12 protein-coding genes are annotated in these 20102 nt (G+C 31.2%); 4 read left to right on the top strand and 8 right to left on the bottom strand.

Features of this window, described 5'->3' with window-relative positions; all coding sequences use genetic code 11:
• Positions 1-9 precede the first annotated feature (9 nt).
• The 3 genes from Q0617_RS00530 to Q0617_RS00540 all read right to left on the bottom strand — a co-directional run bounded on the left by Q0617_RS00530 (position 10) and on the right by Q0617_RS00540 (position 2793).
• Entirely contained in the window at positions 10-870 is an 861-nt protein-coding gene (locus tag Q0617_RS00530) for an FkbM family methyltransferase (protein ID WP_298749360.1), read from the bottom strand.
• 257 nt (positions 871-1127) lie between these two features.
• Entirely contained in the window at positions 1128-2045 is a 918-nt protein-coding gene (gene lipA / locus Q0617_RS00535; protein ID WP_298749362.1) for a lipoyl synthase, read from the bottom strand.
• Positions 2029-2793 (bottom strand): lipoate--protein ligase family protein, encoded by a 765-nt coding sequence (locus Q0617_RS00540; RefSeq protein WP_298749364.1) that lies wholly within the window; start codon positions 2791-2793, stop codon positions 2029-2031. Before Q0617_RS00540 ends, lipA begins: the two co-directional genes overlap by 17 nt.
• A 326-nt stretch (positions 2794-3119) precedes the next feature.
• Between Q0617_RS00540 and aceE the strand changes: the two genes are divergently transcribed.
• From aceE to Q0617_RS00560, 4 genes are read left to right on the top strand one after another with little or no spacing between them, the layout of a single operon-like run.
• Positions 3120-5804: a pyruvate dehydrogenase (acetyl-transferring), homodimeric type gene (gene aceE / locus Q0617_RS00545; RefSeq protein ID WP_298749366.1), complete on the top strand. Its 2685-nt coding sequence runs from the start codon at positions 3120-3122 to the stop codon at positions 5802-5804.
• Positions 5805-5814: 10 nt separating this feature from the next.
• Positions 5815-7557 (top strand): dihydrolipoyllysine-residue acetyltransferase, encoded by a 1743-nt coding sequence (gene aceF / locus Q0617_RS00550; protein WP_298749367.1) that lies wholly within the window; start codon positions 5815-5817, stop codon positions 7555-7557.
• Between the two features lie 9 nt (positions 7558-7566).
• Positions 7567-9333: a dihydrolipoyl dehydrogenase gene (gene lpdA / locus Q0617_RS00555; RefSeq protein WP_298749368.1), complete on the top strand. Its 1767-nt coding sequence runs from the start codon at positions 7567-7569 to the stop codon at positions 9331-9333.
• Positions 9334-9363: 30 nt separating this feature from the next.
• Positions 9364-9921: a hypothetical protein gene (locus Q0617_RS00560; RefSeq protein ID WP_298749369.1), complete on the top strand. Its 558-nt coding sequence runs from the start codon at positions 9364-9366 to the stop codon at positions 9919-9921.
• On the opposite strand, the gene Q0617_RS00565 is transcribed toward Q0617_RS00560, so the two are convergent.
• The 5 genes from Q0617_RS00565 to rpoB form a co-directional block, all read right to left on the bottom strand.
• Positions 9905-10411: a GDSL-type esterase/lipase family protein gene (locus Q0617_RS00565; RefSeq protein WP_298749371.1), complete on the bottom strand. Its 507-nt coding sequence runs from the start codon at positions 10409-10411 to the stop codon at positions 9905-9907. The genes Q0617_RS00560 and Q0617_RS00565 overlap by 17 nt on opposite strands.
• 131 nt (positions 10412-10542) lie before the next feature.
• A complete protein-coding gene (locus tag Q0617_RS00570) occupies positions 10543-10830 on the bottom strand; it encodes a YciI family protein (RefSeq protein WP_298749373.1) in 288 nt (95 codons plus the stop codon).
• A 56-nt stretch (positions 10831-10886) separates the two neighbouring features.
• A complete protein-coding gene (locus Q0617_RS00575) occupies positions 10887-11279 on the bottom strand; it encodes a hypothetical protein (protein ID WP_298749375.1) in 393 nt (130 codons plus the stop codon).
• 36 nt (positions 11280-11315) lie between these two features.
• Positions 11316-15842, bottom strand: coding sequence for a DNA-directed RNA polymerase subunit beta' (gene rpoC / locus Q0617_RS00580; protein WP_298749377.1), 4527 nt, complete (start codon positions 15840-15842; stop codon positions 11316-11318).
• On the bottom strand, positions 15835-19980 hold the full coding sequence (gene rpoB, locus Q0617_RS00585; protein WP_298749379.1) for a DNA-directed RNA polymerase subunit beta: 4146 nt from the start codon (positions 19978-19980) through the stop codon (positions 15835-15837). Before rpoB ends, rpoC begins: the two co-directional genes overlap by 8 nt.
• Positions 19981-20102 lie beyond the last annotated feature (122 nt).

The following is a 20102-nucleotide window of genomic DNA, read 5'->3' on the forward strand; positions in this document are numbered from 1 at the left end:
TTATCCTTTTTATTTTTGAGTATATCTATTTTTTGGTATAAAATACATAACCGTCTCATATATTCCTTCCATATAGTGTCTTAGATAAACATCATAATCTTTTTCAATACTTAAGACTAATTGCGGAACTTTATACCAATCTTCTGCTTTATGGTAAATACAAATTGCAAGTATTGGTTTATATTTTTTTATTGTTTCTTTTGCACCCTCAATTGCATCTTGTTCTGCACCTTCTATATCAAGTTTTATATAATCAACTTTTCCATTTATAAGATTATCTATACTATTTATATTTGTCGCTTGATAATCATGGGCACAATTATTTTGTTTCTCTTCTTTTATCTCACTTACTATTTTTCCACTTCCTAAACCACAATTTATAAACTCAATATTATCAATATCACCAAAATCTCTTTTTGCAATATTTATATGTAAAGTGTTTGGTTCTACACAGTATATCTTTTCAAAGTCTGGATAGTTTTTAATAATCTCTTTTAAAGTATCTCCCACATATCCACCGCCATCTACAAATCTTATATTTTCTATTTGTGGAATTATCTCTTTATCAAAATATTGACTTTCGTGGTCATTTGTAAAACCTTGCATAAACTCTAAGTCATAAGATATTTTAAAATTAATAACTTTCTCAAATATCTTTTTTGATTTATCATCTGCTAAAAGATTGTAAGTCTTTTCATACTCGTTTCTTTTTTTTATAAAGTTATCTTGAAAATCTTCTATAAAATCAGGACTAGCTAATTGTAAATCACTATATTTACAAAGAGATAGATAATTTATATTTCTAAATCCCATTTTATCAAGGCTATTTTTTACTTCAAGGGGACTTCCGCTTGATGTTGATAATATCAAAGCCTCTTTTGGAACATCTTCTATTTTTAGGACTGTTTTTTTTCGAGAACTTTGAACTCTTGTAAAATCATCAATTATTCCATCTATTTCAATATGTTTTAATACTGATTTTGTAAGTTTGTTTATACCAAGAATATACTTTTTAGCAGTAGAAGAGATAAAGAGTTCAACTAACTCTTTATCTTTTTGATTTATGTAATCAAGCTCTATTAGATTGATGATTTGTCCTTTTTTATTTGAAGGATTATATCATCATATTATTTTAGTAAATCTTTGTTGGCACTTTCATGACCTAAATATTCATGAGCTAAATATGAACTTCTAGCATATGGAGTTGAGTGTACAAATTCAAAACCTAAATCCATCGCAAGTTCTTTATATCTTGCAAATTGTTCTGGTTTTACATACTCGATAACTTTTGCAAAATCTCCACTTGGTGCTAAATATTGCCCAATACTTAAAAATTTACACCCAACAGCAACAAGGTCTTTAAATACTTGTACCATCTCTTCTTCAGTCTCTCCAAGTCCTACCATAAGAGCTGATTTAGTTTTAATCTTATCGCCACCTAACTCTTTTAATCTTTTTAATACCTCAATTGACCTCTCATAAGAAGCATTTTTTCTGATTTTATAAAATCGAGGAACCGTCTCAATATTATGTCCAATAATAACAGCACCAGAATCAATAACAGTTTGAAGTGACTCTTCACGTGCTTTGAAATCAGGGATTAAAATCTCCACTTGTGTGTCAGGACATTTTTCTAAAATATCTTTTGTTACTCTATAAAATTGTTGTGCTCCACCATCAGGTAAATCATCTCTAGCAGGACTTGTGATAACTACAAATTTAAGTCCAAGATGTTTTACAGAAGTCGTGACTTTTTGTATTTCAGACAAATCAACCTCAGTTGGAAGTCCTGTTTTTACATTACAGTATGAACATCTTCTTGTACATATATCACCAAGAATTAAAAATGTTGCATTTTTCTTTGCAAAACATTCACTTATGTTTGGACATTTTGCTTCTTGGCATATTGTATGTAATCCACCTACATCTTTTAAAAGACCTTCCATCTCTATTTGAGCACTAGGTGTTAATTTTTTTCTTAACCACTCTGGTTTTTTATAATTTACTTTTTTCTCTTTAAATTCTATATTATTTGGCATAGTCATATTTATCCTTTAATAACTCTTCTTTTTTATCTTTTTCTTTTTGTGTTAACTGTGAAGGTATTAGCTCCACATTAAAACTTTTTTCAAAAGAGTCAATTAATAACTCTTTTGCTTTTTCATATGTTAAATCTATATCTAAATCTTCTAGGCTTATTCCATATCTATTATCAATGCTGTTACTATTTTCACTATTTGTGTTACTTTTTTTCACAGAGCAAATTGGAATTGATCCGTGTTGAAATATCACTTTTTTTGTTCTTCTTTGTGCATTTCCACCAATTTTTTGTCCATTTACCAAAATATCATAGGCTTCAAAACCCACTTGACAAAACTCATTTTTTGATAACATTACACTCTCATCATCTTTGGCATAATTGGTCTTTAAACCCAGTTTTTTATAAAAATCTATCAAAAAATAACAAATTTTTTCATATGATTGTTTAATATTGTAACTTTTTAGTAAAGCTGTTGGTATTACCAATGAATATGATAAATCATGTCCATGAAATAACACTCCACCACCTGTTACTCTTTTGGCATAATCACCTTCATACTCATTTGCAAATGAATATGAAGAAAAGTCTTGTGATACACCTATTGTAAATGAATTAGTCCAATGATATACTCTTAATATTGGTATATCATTATTCTCAAATGATGATATCAATGCATCGTCTGTTGCCATGTTAATTTTAGCACTGTTTTTAGCATCTTTTATCACTCTAAAAGAGCTTTTTTCTTCAATCATAAAAACCTTTTTAACAATAAAAATAATTATTTTTATCTTAAACTTAAATTTTAATTAAAATTTTACATATTTTTAACATATTTTTATGTTAAAATTGATTAAAATTTGCACTTTTTTCATTATAATTGATAATATTTCTAATTTAACTTAAAAATATAAATTAATTTAATTTATAAATTTAATTTAAGTAAAAATACGTATCATATGCTCACAATTCGATAAACACGATACTGAGCCTACATTATTTTTACATAATGTGCATATGCTCGTTTGTAATAGTGGGAAAAATCGCAATTTATAATTAAAAATCTAACAAGGATTACTAAATGTCAGTTGAAAACTTAAACGATGTCATAAAAGATCTTGATCCACAAGAAACACAAGAATGGGTTGAAGCTTTAGATGCAGTATTAGAAACAGAAGGACCTAAAAGAGCACACTTTCTTTTAGAGAAACTAATTGATAAGGCTAGAAGAAAAGGTACATACTTGCCTTTTAAAGCTACAACAGCATATTTAAACAGTATTGATGTAAATGATGAACCTAAAATGCCAGGTGATAGAGATATTGAGAAAAAAATCAGATCTGCTATTAGATGGAATGCAGCAATGATGGTACAAAGAGCATCTAAAAAGAATTTAGAGCTTGGAGGACATATTGCGTCATTTCAATCATCTGCAACACTATATGATGTAGGATTTAATCACTTCTTTAGAGCACCAAATGAAAAAGATGGTGGAGATTTAGTTTTTTATCAAGGACATATTGCTCCTGGAATTTATGCTAGAAGTTTTGTAGAGGGTAGAATTTCTGAAGCTCAAATGGATAACTTCAGACAAGAAGCACTAGGTGATGGATTATCTTCTTATCCACATCCAAAACTTATGCCTAACTATTGGCAGTTTCCAACAGTATCAATGGGACTTGGACCTATCCAAGCTATTTATCAAGCAAGATTCTTAAAATACTTAACCCATAGAGGTATCAAAGATTGTAGTGAACAAAAAGTTTATTGTTATATGGGTGATGGTGAGTGTGATGAACCAGAATCATTAGGTGCAATTGGACTGGCAGGACGTGAAGAACTAGACAACTTAGTATTTGTTATCAACTGTAACTTACAAAGACTAGATGGTCCAGTAAGAGGAAATGGTAAGATTATTCAAGAACTTGAAGGTAACTTTAGAGGAAATGGATGGAGAGTACTAAAAGTAATCTGGGGAAGACATTGGGATGAATTATTAAGAAAAGATACTTCAGGAAAACTTCTTCAACTTATGGAAGAGACTGTTGATGGTGAGTACCAAAACTTTAAACAAAAAGGTGGAGCTTACACAAGAGAAAACTTCTTTAACAAATATCCAGAAACTGCAAAACTTGTAGAAAATATGAGTGATGCTGAAATTTTTGCATTAAACAGAGGTGGACATGATCCATTAAAAGTTTATGCAGCATATAAAGCAGCAAATGCAACTAAAGATAGACCAACTGTAATTTTAGCAAAAACTGTAAAAGGTTATGGAATGGGTGAATCTGCAGAAGGTAAGAATATCGCGCATGGTGTTAAAAAAGTTGATACTGATTCATTAAAACAATTTAGAGATAGATTTAGAATTCCAGTTTCAGATGAAGATTTAGAATCATACCCATATTATACATTTGCAGAAGATTCTCCTGAGATGAAATATATGAAAGAAAGAAGAACAGAGTTATATGGACATCTTCCTCAAAGAAGAGCAAAATTCACTGAAAAACTTGAACTTCCTGCTTTAGATAAATTTGAATCAGTTTTAGGTGGAAGTGGTGATAGAGAAATCTCTACAACTATGGCATTTGTAAGAATTTTAAATGTTTTAGTTAAAGATAAAAAAATTGGAAAAAGAATTGTTCCAATCGTTCCAGATGAAGCTAGAACTTTTGGTATGGAAGGTATGTTTAGACAATTAGGTATTTACTCTTCTGAAGGGCAAAAATATATTCCTCAAGATAGAGATCAAGTTGCATATTATAAAGAAGATAAAAAAGGTCAAGTACTTCAAGAAGGTATTAATGAGCTTGGTGCTATGGGTTCTTGGGTTGCAGCTGCAACTTCATACTCTGTAAATGATTGTCCTATGATTCCATTTTATATCTTCTATTCAATGTTTGGATTCCAAAGAACAGGTGATATTACTTGGGCAGCTGGAGATCAAATGGCAAGAGGTTTCTTAGTTGGAGGAACTTCAGGTAGAACTACACTAAATGGTGAAGGTTTACAACACGAAGATGGTCACTCACACGTTATTGCTAATACAGTACCTAACTGTGTCTCTTATGACCCAACATTTGGATATGAAGTTGCTGTTGTAGTTCAAAAAGGTATAGAAAGAATGTATGGTGAAAACCAAGAAGATGTATTCTATTATATTACAACATTAAATGAAAACTACAAACAACCTGCAATGCCAGAAGGTGTTGAAGAAGGTATTTTAAAAGGTATCTATAAATTTAAAACTGTAGAAGCTAAAAAGAATTTCAAAGTTAAATTATTAGGTTCTGGTTCTATTTTCCAACAAGTATTAGCTGCGGCTGATATTTTAGCAAATGAATATGGAATCGCTTCTGAACTTTACTCTGCTACTTCATACAATGAATTAACAAGAGAAGCACAAGAAGTTGAAAGAAGAAACTTATTAAATATTGATTCAGAAGATGAGATTGCATATGTTGATCAAGCACTAGGAAGTGATGATGAAAATATTATTATTTCAGCAACTGATTATATAAAATCTTATTCTGAGCAAATTGCTCCATTTGTAAAAGGAAGCTTCAAAGCTCTTGGTACAGATGGATTTGGTAGATCAGATTCAAGAGCTAATTTAAGAACGTTCTTTGAAGTTGATACTAACTTTATTGTATTTACAACATTAGCTCAATTAGCTAAACTAGGTAAGATTGAAAAATCTGTTGTTGCAGAAGCTATGAAAAAATACAATATAGACCCAACTAAACCAAACCCACTAAAAGCCTAAGGAGTATAAGATGAGTACTTTAGTAGATATTTTTATTCCTGATTTAGGAGCGGACAAAGACGTTGATTTAATTGATGTTATGGTTAGTATTGGTGATACAGTTGAAGTTGAAGATGGTTTAATTACTTTAGAAACAGAAAAAGCTTCAATGGATGTTCCAACAACTCATGCAGGAGTTATTAAAGAGATTCTTGTAAAAGTTGGAGATAAAGTAAACTCTGGTGATTTAATTGCTAGAGTTGAAGTTGAAGATGAAGCAAGTAGTGAAGATACTACTTCTGAAAAAACTTCTACTGCTACTTCTGAAGAAAAAGAAGAAGCTCCAAAAGAAGAAACTCAAAAGAAAGAATCATCTAAGGATTCTAGTAAAATGGATTTAAAATCAGCAGAAGCTGAACTACAAGAAATTTCAGCTTCAGGTGCAGAAATTTCTTGTCAATTTGTAAATGAGCAAACTATATGTTCAGTAATTGAAGAAGTTCATGTTCCTGATTTAGGTGCAGATAAAGATGTTGATCTTATAGATGTAATGGTTAATGTTGGTGATACAGTTGAGTTTGAAGATGGTTTAATCACACTTGAAACTGAAAAAGCATCAATGGATGTACCAGCACCATTTGCAGGAGAAATTTTACAACTATTTGTTGAAGCTGGAGCTAAAGTAAATTCTGGCGATTTAATTGCAAAAATGGTTAAAACAGTAGTTATGGAATCAAAAGTTCCTACTTCAGTTAAAAAAGAAGAACCAGTTAAAAAAGAAGAGCCAAAACAAGTTACAACAGTACAAGAAGTAGCAGCAACTTCTGCTTCTGAAGCAACTGCTGTATTAACACAAAAAGCTAAAAAAGTTTATGCTTCTCCATCAGTTAGAAAAGTTGCACGTGAATTTGGTGTTGACTTAGGTTTTGTAAAAGGAACTGGTAGAAAAAATAGAATTCTAAAAGAAGATATAAAAGCTTATGTAAAAGAGCAGTTATCTAAACCAGCAGTAGCAGCTGCAGGAACTGGAACTGGTCTTGGATTTAACTTCCCAGAGCTTAAAGAGATTGATTTCTCTCAATTTGGTGAAATAGAGACTGTTGAATTAACAAGAATTCAAAAAATTTCTGGACCATCATTACATAGAAACTGGGTTTCAATGCCTCACGTTACACAATTTGATGAAGCAGATATTACTGAAATGGAAGATTTTAGAAAAGCTCAAAATGCAATTGCAGATGGATTTAAACTTTCTCCACTTGTGTTTGTAGTAAAAGCCGTAGCAAAAGCACTTGAGATTCACCCAAAGTTTAACGCATCGTTAAGTCCTGATGGTCAAAGTTTGATTATGAAAAAATATTTCCATATAGCAATTGCTGTTGATACTCCAAATGGACTTGTAGTACCTGTAATTAGAGATGTTAATAAAAAAGGTTTCAAAGAGATTGCTCTTGAAATGGCTGATATATCTTCTAGAGCTAGAGATGGTAAACTTAAATCACAAGATATGCAAGGTGCATCATTTACTATTTCTTCTTTAGGTGGAATTGGTGGTACTAAATTTACTCCAATTATCAATGCCCCTGAAGTTGCTATTTTAGGATTATCAAAATCTGAAATGAAACCAGTATGGGATGGTGAAAACTTTGTACCAAGATTGACTTTACCACTATCTCTATCTTATGACCACAAAGTGATTGATGGTGCAGATGGTGCAAGATTTACAACTACATTATCACAACTGTTAAGTGATATTAGACTATTAAGTCTGTAAGGAAGAAAAATGAGTAAAGTTATAGATATTTTAATTCCTGATTTAGGTGCAGACAAAGATGTTGACTTAATTGATGTTATGGTTAACATTGGGGATGAAGTTGAAGAAGAAGATGGACTTATTACCCTAGAGACTGAAAAAGCCTCTATGGATGTTCCTACAACTCACAGTGGTACTATAAAAGAGATACTTGTGAAAGTTGGAGATAAAGTAAATTCTGGTGATTTAATCGCTAGAATTGAAGTAAAAGAAGAAGCTTCTGCAACACCTGCTGTTGAAGAAAAAGTACAAGAAGCTCCAAAAACTAAGGCTGAACCAGTAAAAAGTTCTGTAAATACTGATGGTGCAAATAAAGTAAAAGGTCAAGTTCTTGTAATAGGAGCCGGACCTGGCGGTTATTCTGCTGCTTTTAGATGTGCAGACTTAGGACTAGATACTGTTTTAGTTGAGAGACATGATACTTTAGGTGGTGTTTGTTTAAATGTTGGATGTATTCCATCAAAAGCTCTTCTTCATGTAGCAAAAGTTATGGAAGAAGCAGAACACATTGAACATGCAGGTATCAAATTTACAAAACCTGAAGTTGATTTAAAAGGTGTAGCTAACTATAAAGCTGGCGTAGTAAAAAAACTAACAGATGGTTTAAGTGCTATGGCTAAAATGAGAAAAGTAACTGTAATTCAAGGTACTGCAGAATTTCTTGATGACCATTCAGTTATTGTAAATCATACAAAAGATGATGGACAAACTGTTGTTACTTTTGATAACTGTATTATTGCAGCTGGTTCACAAAGTTCTAAAATGTCGTTTATTCCACATGAAGATCCACGAATCTGGGATTCTACAAATGCTTTAGAAGTAAAAGAAGTACCTAAAAGAATGTTAGTTATGGGTGGTGGTATTATTGGACTAGAAATGGGAACAGTATACCAAAAACTTGGGAGTAAAGTAGACGTAGTAGTTCGTGGTCCACAAGTAATGACAGGAACAGATAAAGATATTGTTAAAATCTATACAAAATCAAATGAAAATAGATTTAACTTTATGTTTAAAACACAAACACAAGCTATCATCCCTAAAGAAGAAGGTATCTATGTTGAATTCAAAGGTGATAATGCACCTGCAGAACCTCAAGTTTATGATGCTGTTCTAGTAGCTATGGGAAGAACTCCAAATGGATTAAAACTTGGACTAGATAAAGCTGGTGTAAATGTAAATGATAAGGGTATGATTGCAACTGATAATCAACTAAGAACAAATGTTCCTCATATCTTTGCTATTGGTGATATTATTGCAGGACCAATGCTTGCTCATAAAGCAGTACATGAAGGGCATGTTGCAGCTGAAGTTATTGCAGGTCATAAAGTATTTTTTGAACCAAAACAAATTCCAGGAATTGCATATACATTCCCAGAAATTGCAACTGCTGGTCTTAGTGAACTAGAAGCTAAAGAGGCAGGTATTAACTATGAAGTTGCCACTTTCCCTTGGTCTGCATCAGGAAGAGCACTTGCAGCTGATGTTTCTAAAGATGGTATGACTAAATTAATCTTTAATAAAGATACTCACCAACTAATAGGTGGAGCACTTGTGGGAGATAATGCAGGTGAATTACTAGGTGAAATTTCACTAGCACTAGAAATGGATTGTGATGCAGAAGATATCGCTCTAACTATTCATGCTCACCCTACTTTACATGAGTCAGTTGGTATGGCTGCAGAAATCTTTGATGGAACTATCACAGACTTACCAAATGCAAAAGCTAAAAAGAGATAAAAACTCTTTTTAGTTACGCTATAATGTCAAATGACATTTTATAATATACTAGACTTTATACTTATAGTTACTATCTCTTTTTTGATATATCACAGTTATATTCAAAAAAGTTATCTAAAGATATTTGACTACTTCAAAATCTTTTTTATACTTACTGTTTCTGCAAAACTTGCTGGCTTTACAGGCACACTTTTACAAAAATTTTATATAACAAAAGCAGATACTTATACTACTTTGATACTAATTGCATTTGTGATAAACATTTTAATACTTTATTTTGGATGGAATATTTTATTGAAAATTTTTGCAAGTTTAGTAAATAGTGAAAAGATTAAATCTTTTTTTGCAAAGATTTTTACAATACTAGAAGTGACTATTTTGACAACTTTTCTACTATATATAACTATGCAATTTTATCCAGCTAAAAAATACATCTATCCCACAATAAAAAAGTCTTATACCTATCCAAAAATAGAGCACTTCTATTCTCATTTTTTAAATGCTGATTTTATGATAATGATTTTAAATCAAGATACTTCAACAAATCATAAAGAACTACTATTTAAAAGTTTTAAAAATAGTTTCTAAGCTCTCTAGCCCATGCTATATAAGCTTTTGTATTAAGATGTAAGCCATCAGTAGTAAAACTACTTAAAAGGGCTTCATCTTGAGATAATGCCTTATTTAAATCTATATATGTCAAATCATTATTAGTACAATATTCTTGAAGTTTTATATTTAACTCTTTTACTTTTTTGTTAAAAGAGTTCATTTGGGTATAAAGTATAGATTGCACAATTACTTTTGAAGATGATTTTTCTAACTCTTTTAGTATTTCAACATAGTTTTCAAAGATTTTGTCTAAACTTTTATAAGAGTTCATGTCATTAATACCAATCATCAGATAAATACACTGAGCATGCACTTCAGTAGCCAAATCCAATCTTGATAAAACATCCTTAGTAGTATCCCCATCATGACCAAGGTTTATAACTTTTTTAGGATAAAGTAAAGTATCCCATTCTCCCCTAGCAATTAAGGAGTCTCCTAACATAATGATGTCGATGTTATTTTTCATAATTACTCACTTTAATATATAGTATATTATACAAATAAAGTATTAAAAATAGTGAGTGAAGAAGTTATTAGTAGAATATTTTAAACATAAGTAGTTTTATATTCCAAAACTACTTATGTAATTGTATATAATTAAGCTTTAGGCATCACTTTTATAGCCACGATTTGAATCTCTTCCATATCCCAAACTCCACCTTTAACATAAGGTTCATTTTCTAACCACTCGTTAAAAGCATCTTCACTCTCAAAGTTTGTTACTACTGATGACCCAACCATAACATCATCTTCAATTAGTGCACAAGCACTTACTATTTTACCTTCTGCCATTAGCTTTTGTGTAGCTTCTACGTGAGCTGGTCTTGAAGCCATTCTTTTGTCAAGTGCGTTTTCATTATCATAAGCTATTACTAAATATTGCATACTATTCCTTTAATTTTTTGCTAATTATAGCTAGAATAGATGATAAAAATATAAAATTAGTTGAAAATCATGCCATTTGCTATGGCAAAAGAGGCTGGGTAAAGTAGTACGTTAAAGTATCTAAAAAAGAGTGTGATTTTAATGTTTATTGGCATTACTTCATGTATTTCTAAGCCAGAGCTTAGTTTTTGCATCATATTTATTTTAAATGCCATATCTAAAAACTTAATAACAATAATTGAACTCATCCAAAAATTAAAATTATTGAGATAAACAGCTACGGCAATAGCATAAAAAAAACTTGCATGTAAGATAAAATATAAAAAAATATTTTTAATATAAATTTGATAGTTGTTATAAATCAATCCATAAAGATTGTCGTGTTTTTGCCAATTTGATTCAAAAAGCTCAACAGCCATAAAAAGTAGGAGTAAGGAAAATAAATCCATTTTAAGTAAGTAACAATAGAGCTAAAGCTCTATTGTCTATTCTTCTAAGTCTTTAAACTTAATTTTTTGATCTTTATAAAGACCAGTTCCTACTGGTATAGTTCTACCAATAACAACATTCTCTTTTAAGTCTTCTAGCATATCCATTTTAGCTGAGATTGCAGCTTCCGTAAGAACTTTAGTAGTCTCTTGGAAAGATGCAGCTGAAATAATAGAATCAGATGTAACAGCAGCTCTTGTAATACCTAATAATAAAGGATCAGCAATCGCAGGCTCTCCACCTAGTCTCATAATTCTTTTATTCTCAATTTGGAATCTTTTCTTAGAAACCATATCTCCAACGATGAATTTTGTATCTCCACCATCAAGAATAGATACCTGTCTCAACATTTGAGATAAAATAACCTCAATATGTTTATCAGCAATATTTACCCCTTGAGATCTATATACTTGTTGTACTTCAGAAACAATAAAGTAGTGAAGTGCTTTTTCACCTAAGATTCTAAGTACATCATGAGAAGCAACTTGTCCATCTGTTAATGCTTCACCAGCATGAACAAATTCACCTTCATGTACTAAAATTTGTTTAGCTTTATCCACTAAATACTCAACTTTATTACCTTTATCATCTGTAACAATAATTCTTTGTTTATTTCTTAAACTTTTTCCAAAAGAAATAATACCATCAAAAGATGCTAATACAGCAATATTTTTTGGTCGTCTAGCTTCAAATAATTCAGATACTCTTGGAAGACCCCCAGTAATATCTTTTGATTTTTGAGAAGCTTTTGGTGTTTTACCAATAATATCAGCAATCTCAACTTTTTGCCCTTCTGCAACAAAAAGTGATGTTTTAGGGTCAAGTGTATATCTAATTAATTCACTATCGTCAGTTGCTAATACAATTGTTGGTTTAAATCCTGCTGGAACATATTCATTAATTACTAATTTAGATGTACCAGTTAAATCATCAAATTGCTCAGATGCTGTAATACCAGGAATAATATCTTCAAATGTTACAGTACCAGCTTTTTCTGAAATAGTTGGGTTTGCATATGGGTCCCATTCTGCAATTACAACTTGTTCTGTTTTTTCTGGTTTTGCAAGAATTGTATCTTTTTCAATATCAGAACTATCATTTAATTCTAATACAGAACCTCTTGAAATATAGTGTCTTAATGCTTCTCTATCATCAGCATCAACAACAACTGCAAAAAGTCCTTTTTCAACAACTTTATGTCCTGCTTTAATATCATGTCTTCTCTCTAAATAGTCCCCAGTTAATTTATAATATTTAACTGAACCTTTAGCTCCAGAGACAACATTTGTAGTAATTGGTGCACCATCTTGAACTTTTAATTCTGAAGCAAATGGGATTCTGTTTGGAACATTCCATCCATCTTTAATCATCTCAACGATAGATTCATTCTCTTCAACTTCTTCACCATCTGCATATGGTAAATATAATTTACCTTCGATTTTACCACTTACACCTGCAAGCTCATTTGCTCTTGCTACATCATTCTTTCTTAAGTAGAATTTCTTCTCTTCTTTTCCATTAGTAATTGTTAAAATTGTCTCTTCATGAAGAGTCTCTGTTGTAATTTTACCTTTAAATGGTGCATTTATTTTTGGTTCTACAAGTAAGATACCTGCATTTCTTCTATTTGCAACAATTATTTTATCAGCTTTAGAAACATAAGTTTTGATATTGTAATATCTAATAAACCCTTCTTTATCAGCTCTTAATTCTCTTTCTGTTTGAGTTGCACTTGCAGTTCCCCCAACGTGGAAAGTTCTTAGTGTAAGCTGTGTTCCTGGCTCACCAATTGATTGAGCAGCAAGTACACCAACAGCTTCACCTGGATTAGCTTTTCTTTGTTCACCAAGGTTTAGACCATAACATTTTGAACATAATCCATTTTCAATTTTACAAGTTAATGGAGTTCTAATTACTACTGATTTAACTTCTGATTCTTTTACAATTTTTGCATCTTCTTCAGTAATTAATGTACCTTCAGTAAATAGTATTTCATTAGATATTGGATCAATAATATCTTCTGCAATAACTCTACCTGTGATTCTCTCTTCTAAACTCTCAGTTAATTCATTACCACTTGATAAATCAGTGATTTCAATACCTTCATGAGTTCCACAATCTTCTGCTGTAATTCTTACATTTTGAGATACGTCAATTAATTTTCTTGTTAAGTAACCGGCATTTGCAGTTTTAAGTGCAGTATCCGCTAACCCTTTTCTCGCACCATGCGTAGAAATAAAGTACTCAAGTACGTTTAGTCCCTCTTTAAAGTTAGAGATAATAGGTGTTTCAATAATAGAACCATCTGGCTTAGCCATAAGTCCCCTCATACCTGCAAGCTGTCTAATTTGAGCAGCAGACCCCCTAGCCCCTGAATCAGCCATCATATAAATAGAGTTAAATCCATTTTTATCAGTTTCAACAAGTTCCATCATCTCTCGACCAAGTTTATTGTTAACTTCTGTCCAGATATCAATAATTTTATTGTATCTTTCTTGCTCAGTTAATAAACCTTGTGCAAACTGTTTTTGAACTTCAATAACTTCTTTTTTAGATTTAGCAACGTGTCCTGGCTTAGTTTCTGGAACTCTAATATCATCAATAGAAACAGAAATACCTGCATCAGTTGCATATCTAAACCCTAAGTTTTTAAGGTTATCTAAGAATCTTGGAGTTACTTCATATCCACCATGTTTGTAAATATAATCAACTAAAATACCAATATCTTTTTTCTTTAAAATTTTATTCCATAATTCTAAAGGAACAAAATCAGGTAAAATATTATGAATGATTAATCTTCCTACAGTTGTATGGATAATTCTATCTTCCATTTTTGTTCTAATTTTTGCATGTAAATCTACTTGTCCCATCTCTAAAGCAATAACTGCTTCATTAACGCCAGTAAATAGTTTATGCTCACCTTTTACACCATCTTTTTCTAATGATAGATAATAGATACCTAAAATCATATCCTGAGAAGGTACAGCAATTGCTCTACCTGATGCTGGTAAAAGAATATTCATAGAACTCATCATAAGAATCTTAGCTTCTGCAATAGCTTCTTGTGATAAAGGTACGTGAACTGCCATTTGGTCACCATCAAAATCGGCATTAAATGCAGAACATACTAATGGGTGTAACTGAATAGCTTTACCATCAATTAGAGTTGGGTGAAATGCTTGAATTGAAAGTTTATGAAGAGTTGGAGCTCTGTTAAGTAAAATTGGATATTCATCAACAATCTCACTTAAACATTCCCATACTTCATTTGTTTCAGCTTCAATCATTCTTTTTGCTGATTTTAATGTAGTTGCATAACCTTTTTCTTCTAGTTTTGCCATTAAATGTGGTTTAAATAACTCTAAAGCCATTTTCTTTGGAATACCACATTGGTCCATATTTAAAGATGGTCCAACAACAATTACAGATCTACCTGAAAAGTCAACTCTTTTTCCAAGTAAGTTTTGTCTAAATCGTCCTTGTTTACCTTTAATAATTTCTGATAAAGATTTAAGAGGTCTTTTATTTGCACCCTTAACTGCATTTGCAGTTTTACCATTATCAAATAGAGCATCAACAGCTTCTTGAAGCATTCTTTTTTCGTTTCTTTGAATGATTTCAGGAGCATCAAGTTCTGATAATCTTTTAAGTCTGTTATTTCTGTTTATTACTCTTCTATAAAGGTCATTTACATCAGATACAGCAAATTTTCCACCATCTAGAGAAACTAGTGGTCTTAAATCTGGTGGAAGAACAGGAAGTTGAGTTAACATCATCCATTCAGGTCTATTTCCAGAGTTAATAAAGTTTTCAACAACTTTTAATCTTTTGATAATAGTTTTAGTTTTAGCTTCTGACTTAGTAGATTTCATATCTTCTTTTAAGCTATGTAATAATTCCATTAAATCAAGATTTTCAAGTAAATCTCTTACAATTTGTCCACCCATATTAGCTTCAAAACCTGTATGTTCAAAGTGGTCATAGATTGTTCTATATTGTTCTTCATTTAAAATATCATATTTCATTACTTTTTTAGAATGCTCATTATCATAAAAAGCCTCACCTGGCTCATTTACAATGTATGCTTCGTAATATAATACTCTTTCTAAATCTTTTAATTTAACACCAAGTAATGTACCAATTCTTGTAGGTAATGAACTTACCATCCAAATATGAGCAACAGGAGATACTAAATCAATATGTCCCATTCTGTGTCTTCGCACTTTTGCAGAAGTTACTTCAACCCCACATTTTTCACAAACAACACCTTTGTATCTCATTTTTTTGTATTTACCACAAAGACATTCGTAATCTTTTACTGGTCCAAAAATTTTCGCACAAAATAGACCATCTCTTTCAGGTTTTAATGTTCTATAGTTGATTGTTTCAGGTTTTTTAACTTCTCCACAAGACCAAGAAAGAATTTTCTCTGGACTTGCAAGTCTAAGTTGAAATGCTGAAAAATCTTGTGGTCTTTCTAACTCTTTAATCTCAATTGCTTCTAACACTGTATTTTTACTCATTATTTTCTACCTCGTCAAAAATCTCTACATCTAAACCTAAAGCTTTTAACTCTTTTGTTAATACAAAGAAAGTTTCAGGAACACCTGATTTTGGAACATTTTCACCATTTGAAATTGCTCTATAAGCTCTCGTTCTTCCTTCAACGTCATCTGATTTTGTTGTAAGCATCTCTTTAAGCACAGCAGTAGCTCCATAAGCTTCTAATGCCCAAACTTCCATTTCCCCAAATCTTTGACCACCAAATAGTGCTTTACCACCAACTGGTTGTTGAGTTACTAGTGAATATGGTCCAGTAGATCTTGCATGAACTTTTTCATCAACTAAGTGATGTAGTTTAAGCATATACATGTAACCCACATTTACTCTTTCTTTCATCTTATCACCAGTCTTACCATCAATAAGATTTGTCTTACCATCAGTATCAATTTTTGCTAATTCAAATAGTTTTATAAACTCATCATCTTTTACACCATCAAAAACTTGTGATGCAAATCTAACACCTTTTGTCCAATCTTGTGCATGTTTGATTAGCTCTTCATCACTTAAGTTAGCTAAGAATGCTTTTCCATTCATAAGTTTTGCAACATCTGCAATCTCAGTCATTTTAGCTCTTAATTCTGATACAAATTCAGTTCTTTTTGCATCAAAGATATCTTGAATTTGTGTACCAAGTCTTTTACCAACTAATCCTAAGTGAACTTCTAGAATTTGTCCAATATTCATCCGTGATGGAACCCCAAGTGGGTTAAGAATAACATCTACAGTTGAACCATCTTCTAAGTAAGGCATATCAACTTGTGGTACGATGTTAGAAACAATACCTTTGTTTCCATGTCGTCCAGCCATTTTATCCCCAACTTTGATTTTTCTCTTAGTTGCAATATAAACTTTAACTTGTTTGATTACACCTGATTGTAAAATATCATCGTGCTCTAAAACTTCAAGTTTCTCTTCATGGTCTTTTCTTAATTGAGATTTTTGATTAATAAAATACTCTTTAATATCATTATATTTTTTCTCAATATCTTTAGAATAAGAAGATACTACTTTTTTCATAGCAAATCTATTTACACTAGATAATACATCTAAAGGTATACTTTCACCTTTTTTGTAAACTACATCATCTAAATCAACATCTTTTGATAAAGTTGCTTTTGATAATAAATCATTGATTTTTAAAATCTCTTCTCTATCAAGCATTAATAACTTATCATGATGTTTTAAATCAAGTTCAGCTTTTTCTGATTCAATTTCAGCAACTGCTCTTGAATCTTTTTCATAACCTTTTTTAGTGAATACTTTTACATCAACAACTGTACCTTCCATAGAAGTAGGACAGTAAAGTGATTTGTTAATAACATGACCAGCTTTTTCACCAAAGATTGCTCTTAATAGTCTCTCTTCAGGAGTTGGTTTAATTTCACCTTTTGGAGTAACTTTTCCAACCATAATCATACCTGGCTTAATAAATGTACCAACTTTTACAATCCCTGATTCATCAAGGTGAGTAATTGATTCATCTTTAACACCTGGTAAATCTCTAGTTATCTCTTCATTACCATGTTTAAGCTCTCTACACTCTACTTCTTTTTCATAAATATGAATAGAAGTAAAGGCATCTTCTTCAATTAATCTTTGTGATAATACAATCGCATCTTCATAGTTATATCCATTCCATGGCATGAAGGCAACACAAGCATTAACACCAACTGCTAATTCACCTTTATCCATAGAAGGACCATCAGCAATAACTTGCCCTTTTTCAACTACTTCACCCTCTTGTACAGCGATTCTTTGCCCAAAAGATGTATTATTGTTTGTTCTAACATTTTTATTTACATTATAATGGTCAATAAATGCACCATTTTCATCTTCACCTCTAACATAAATATTTTTAGCATCAGCTTTTTCAACAACACCTGTTCTATCAGCTTTAATAGCTTCCCAAGCATCTCTTGCAACTGTTTTTTCTAAACCAGTTCCTACAATTGGAGCATTTGGTCTTAATAATGGAACAGCTTGTCTCATCATGTTTGATCCCATAAGTGCTCTGTTGGCATCATCATGTTCTAAGAATGGAATTAAAGATGCAGCAACACCCATAACCATTTGTGAAGAAATATCAATTAAATCAACTTTAGCTCTTTCAACAATTAAAATTTCACCATCTTGTCTAGCTTCAATTAATGGTTCAACAATTTTACCACTATCATCTACTTTAGTAGAACCAGGAGCAATTAATAGTCCCTCTTCTTGAGTTGCTGTTACATAAATAATTTCATTAGATACAACACCTTCTGAAACTTTTTTATAAGGAGCTTCAATAAATCCAAGTTCATTTACTTTTGCAAATGTAGATAATGTATTGATAAGACCAATATTTTGACCCTCTGGAGTTTCAACTGGACAAATTCTTCCATAGTGAGTTGGGTGAACATCTCTTACTTCAAATCCAGCTCTCTCTTTTACAAGTCCACCTTCACCAAGTGCAGAAAGTCTTCTTTTATGAGTAACTTCTGATAATGGGTTAGTTTGGTCCATAAATTGAGATAATTGACCAGATGTAAAGAACTCAGTAATTGTTGATGTAATCATTTTAGAGTTAACTAAATCATGTGGCATAATATCTTCTAATGTACCAGATAATGTAGTCATTTTATCTCTAATTGCTTTTTGCATTTTGATTAAACCAGAATGCATTTCATTAGCAAGTAATTCACCAATAGCTCTAATTCTTCTGTTACCTAAGTGATCTCTATCATCAATATGTCCATGACCAGATTTAACTTTTACAAGGTATTGAACTGTTTTAATAACATCTTCATATGTAAGTGTTGTAACGTATTCAGGAACATTTACACCTAACTTGTGGTTCATTTTCATTCTTCCCACTTTTGTTAAGTCATATCTTTCTGGATCAAAGAATAATTTTTTAACAAAATCTTTAGCAGCTTCTTTAGTTACAGGCTCACCTGGTCTCATTACTTTATAAATTCTAATAGCAGCTAAATCATTTTCATCTTCTAATTGCTCAGTTTGTTTTAAAAGTTTTAAAGACTCAGCATCTGCAGCAAAAGCATTGATAATAGAATCATCTACACCATGAGCTAAATCATTTGCAATATCAAAAGACTCAAAACCTAAATCTAGTAGTTTTTTTAATTTTAATTCATCTAAATGAGTTAAAGAATCAAATAAAACCTCTCCTGATTCTGGGTCAAATATAGTACTAGCTGTACTTCTATCCATAAGTAATTCAATAGGATATTCAACTAATTTTAATCCACCATCTTCTAAAGCTTTCGCTTTTCTAGCAGTAAGTCTTTTTCCAGCTCCAATGATTAAGTTTCCTTTATCATCTTTGATGTCAAACTCAACTCTTCCAGTGAAGTCATCAGGGTTAAATTCAGTTAAAAATTTATTATTTTTTACTTTGATATTTAAAATTGGATAGAACATTTTGATGATATCTTCTTTAGAATATCCCAATGCTCTAAAAAGAATAGTTACAGGAACTTTTCTTCTTTTATTGATTCTTACGTACAATACATCTTTTGCATCATATTCGAAATATAACCAAGAACCTCTATCTGGAATAATTTGACCAGTATAAATTAATTTATTTCCTGCAGTGTTTGATTCTTCTTCTTTAAAAATAACACCTGGAGATCTATGTAATTGGTTTACAACAACTCTTTCAACACCATTTACGATAAATGAAGTTCTCTCTGTCATTAAAGGAATCTCTCTTACGAATAAAGACTGCTCTTTCATGTCTTTAACACCGATTTTCTCACCAGTTTTTTCGTTTAAGTCCCATAATGTTAATCTGATTTTGATTTTCAATGGAATAGAGTATGTAAGACCTCTAACCATAGCTTCTCTTACATCATATTTTGGCTTACCCACTTCACTTTCAATATAATCAAGAGTAATTCTACCTTGAGCATCATGAATTGGAAAAATTGATTTGAATACTTTTTCAATACCGGCATCAGTTCTCTCGTCTTTGCCTACCATTAAAAAGTTGTCATACGAATTTTGTTGTAATTGTAATAAATTAGGAATTTCAATATGTTGTGGATTTTTAGCAAAATCGACTCTAAGCCTATTACCAGATTTTAAAGAATTTAGCATAGTTCACCTTGTCTAAAATTTGATTTTTTTTTGCTTTTTAGTATAAAGCACAAAAGCATCCTTAAAGGATAGGGTTAAAATTCCTTAGAATTTTAACCTTAGCCTTCAAAGATGCTATCTAT

Origin of the sequence: uncultured Arcobacter sp. (assembly GCF_937982575.1) — a bacterium.
Taxonomy (GTDB): domain Bacteria; phylum Campylobacterota; class Campylobacteria; order Campylobacterales; family Arcobacteraceae; genus Arcobacter.

Excerpts from the sequence above, each read along its gene's own strand:
- aceE (WP_298749366.1), top strand. The coding sequence starts at position 3,120 with ATGTCAGTTGAAAACTTAAACGATGTCATAAAAGATCTTGATCCACAA.
- rpoB (WP_298749379.1), bottom strand. The coding sequence starts at position 19,980 with ATGCTAAATTCTTTAAAATCTGGTAATAGGCTTAGAGTCGATTTTGCT.
- Q0617_RS00570 (WP_298749373.1), bottom strand. The coding sequence starts at position 10,830 with ATGCAATATTTAGTAATAGCTTATGATAATGAAAACGCACTTGACAAA.
- aceF (WP_298749367.1), top strand. The coding sequence starts at position 5,815 with ATGAGTACTTTAGTAGATATTTTTATTCCTGATTTAGGAGCGGACAAA.
- rpoC (WP_298749377.1), bottom strand. The coding sequence starts at position 15,842 with ATGAGTAAAAATACAGTGTTAGAAGCAATTGAGATTAAAGAGTTAGAA.
- Q0617_RS00560 (WP_298749369.1), top strand. The coding sequence starts at position 9,364 with ATGACATTTTATAATATACTAGACTTTATACTTATAGTTACTATCTCT.
- lipA (WP_298749362.1), bottom strand. The coding sequence starts at position 2,045 with ATGACTATGCCAAATAATATAGAATTTAAAGAGAAAAAAGTAAATTAT.
- Q0617_RS00575 (WP_298749375.1), bottom strand. The coding sequence starts at position 11,279 with ATGGATTTATTTTCCTTACTCCTACTTTTTATGGCTGTTGAGCTTTTT.
- Q0617_RS00540 (WP_298749364.1), bottom strand. The coding sequence starts at position 2,793 with ATGATTGAAGAAAAAAGCTCTTTTAGAGTGATAAAAGATGCTAAAAAC.
- lpdA (WP_298749368.1), top strand. The coding sequence starts at position 7,567 with ATGAGTAAAGTTATAGATATTTTAATTCCTGATTTAGGTGCAGACAAA.
- Q0617_RS00565 (WP_298749371.1), bottom strand. The coding sequence starts at position 10,411 with ATGAAAAATAACATCGACATCATTATGTTAGGAGACTCCTTAATTGCT.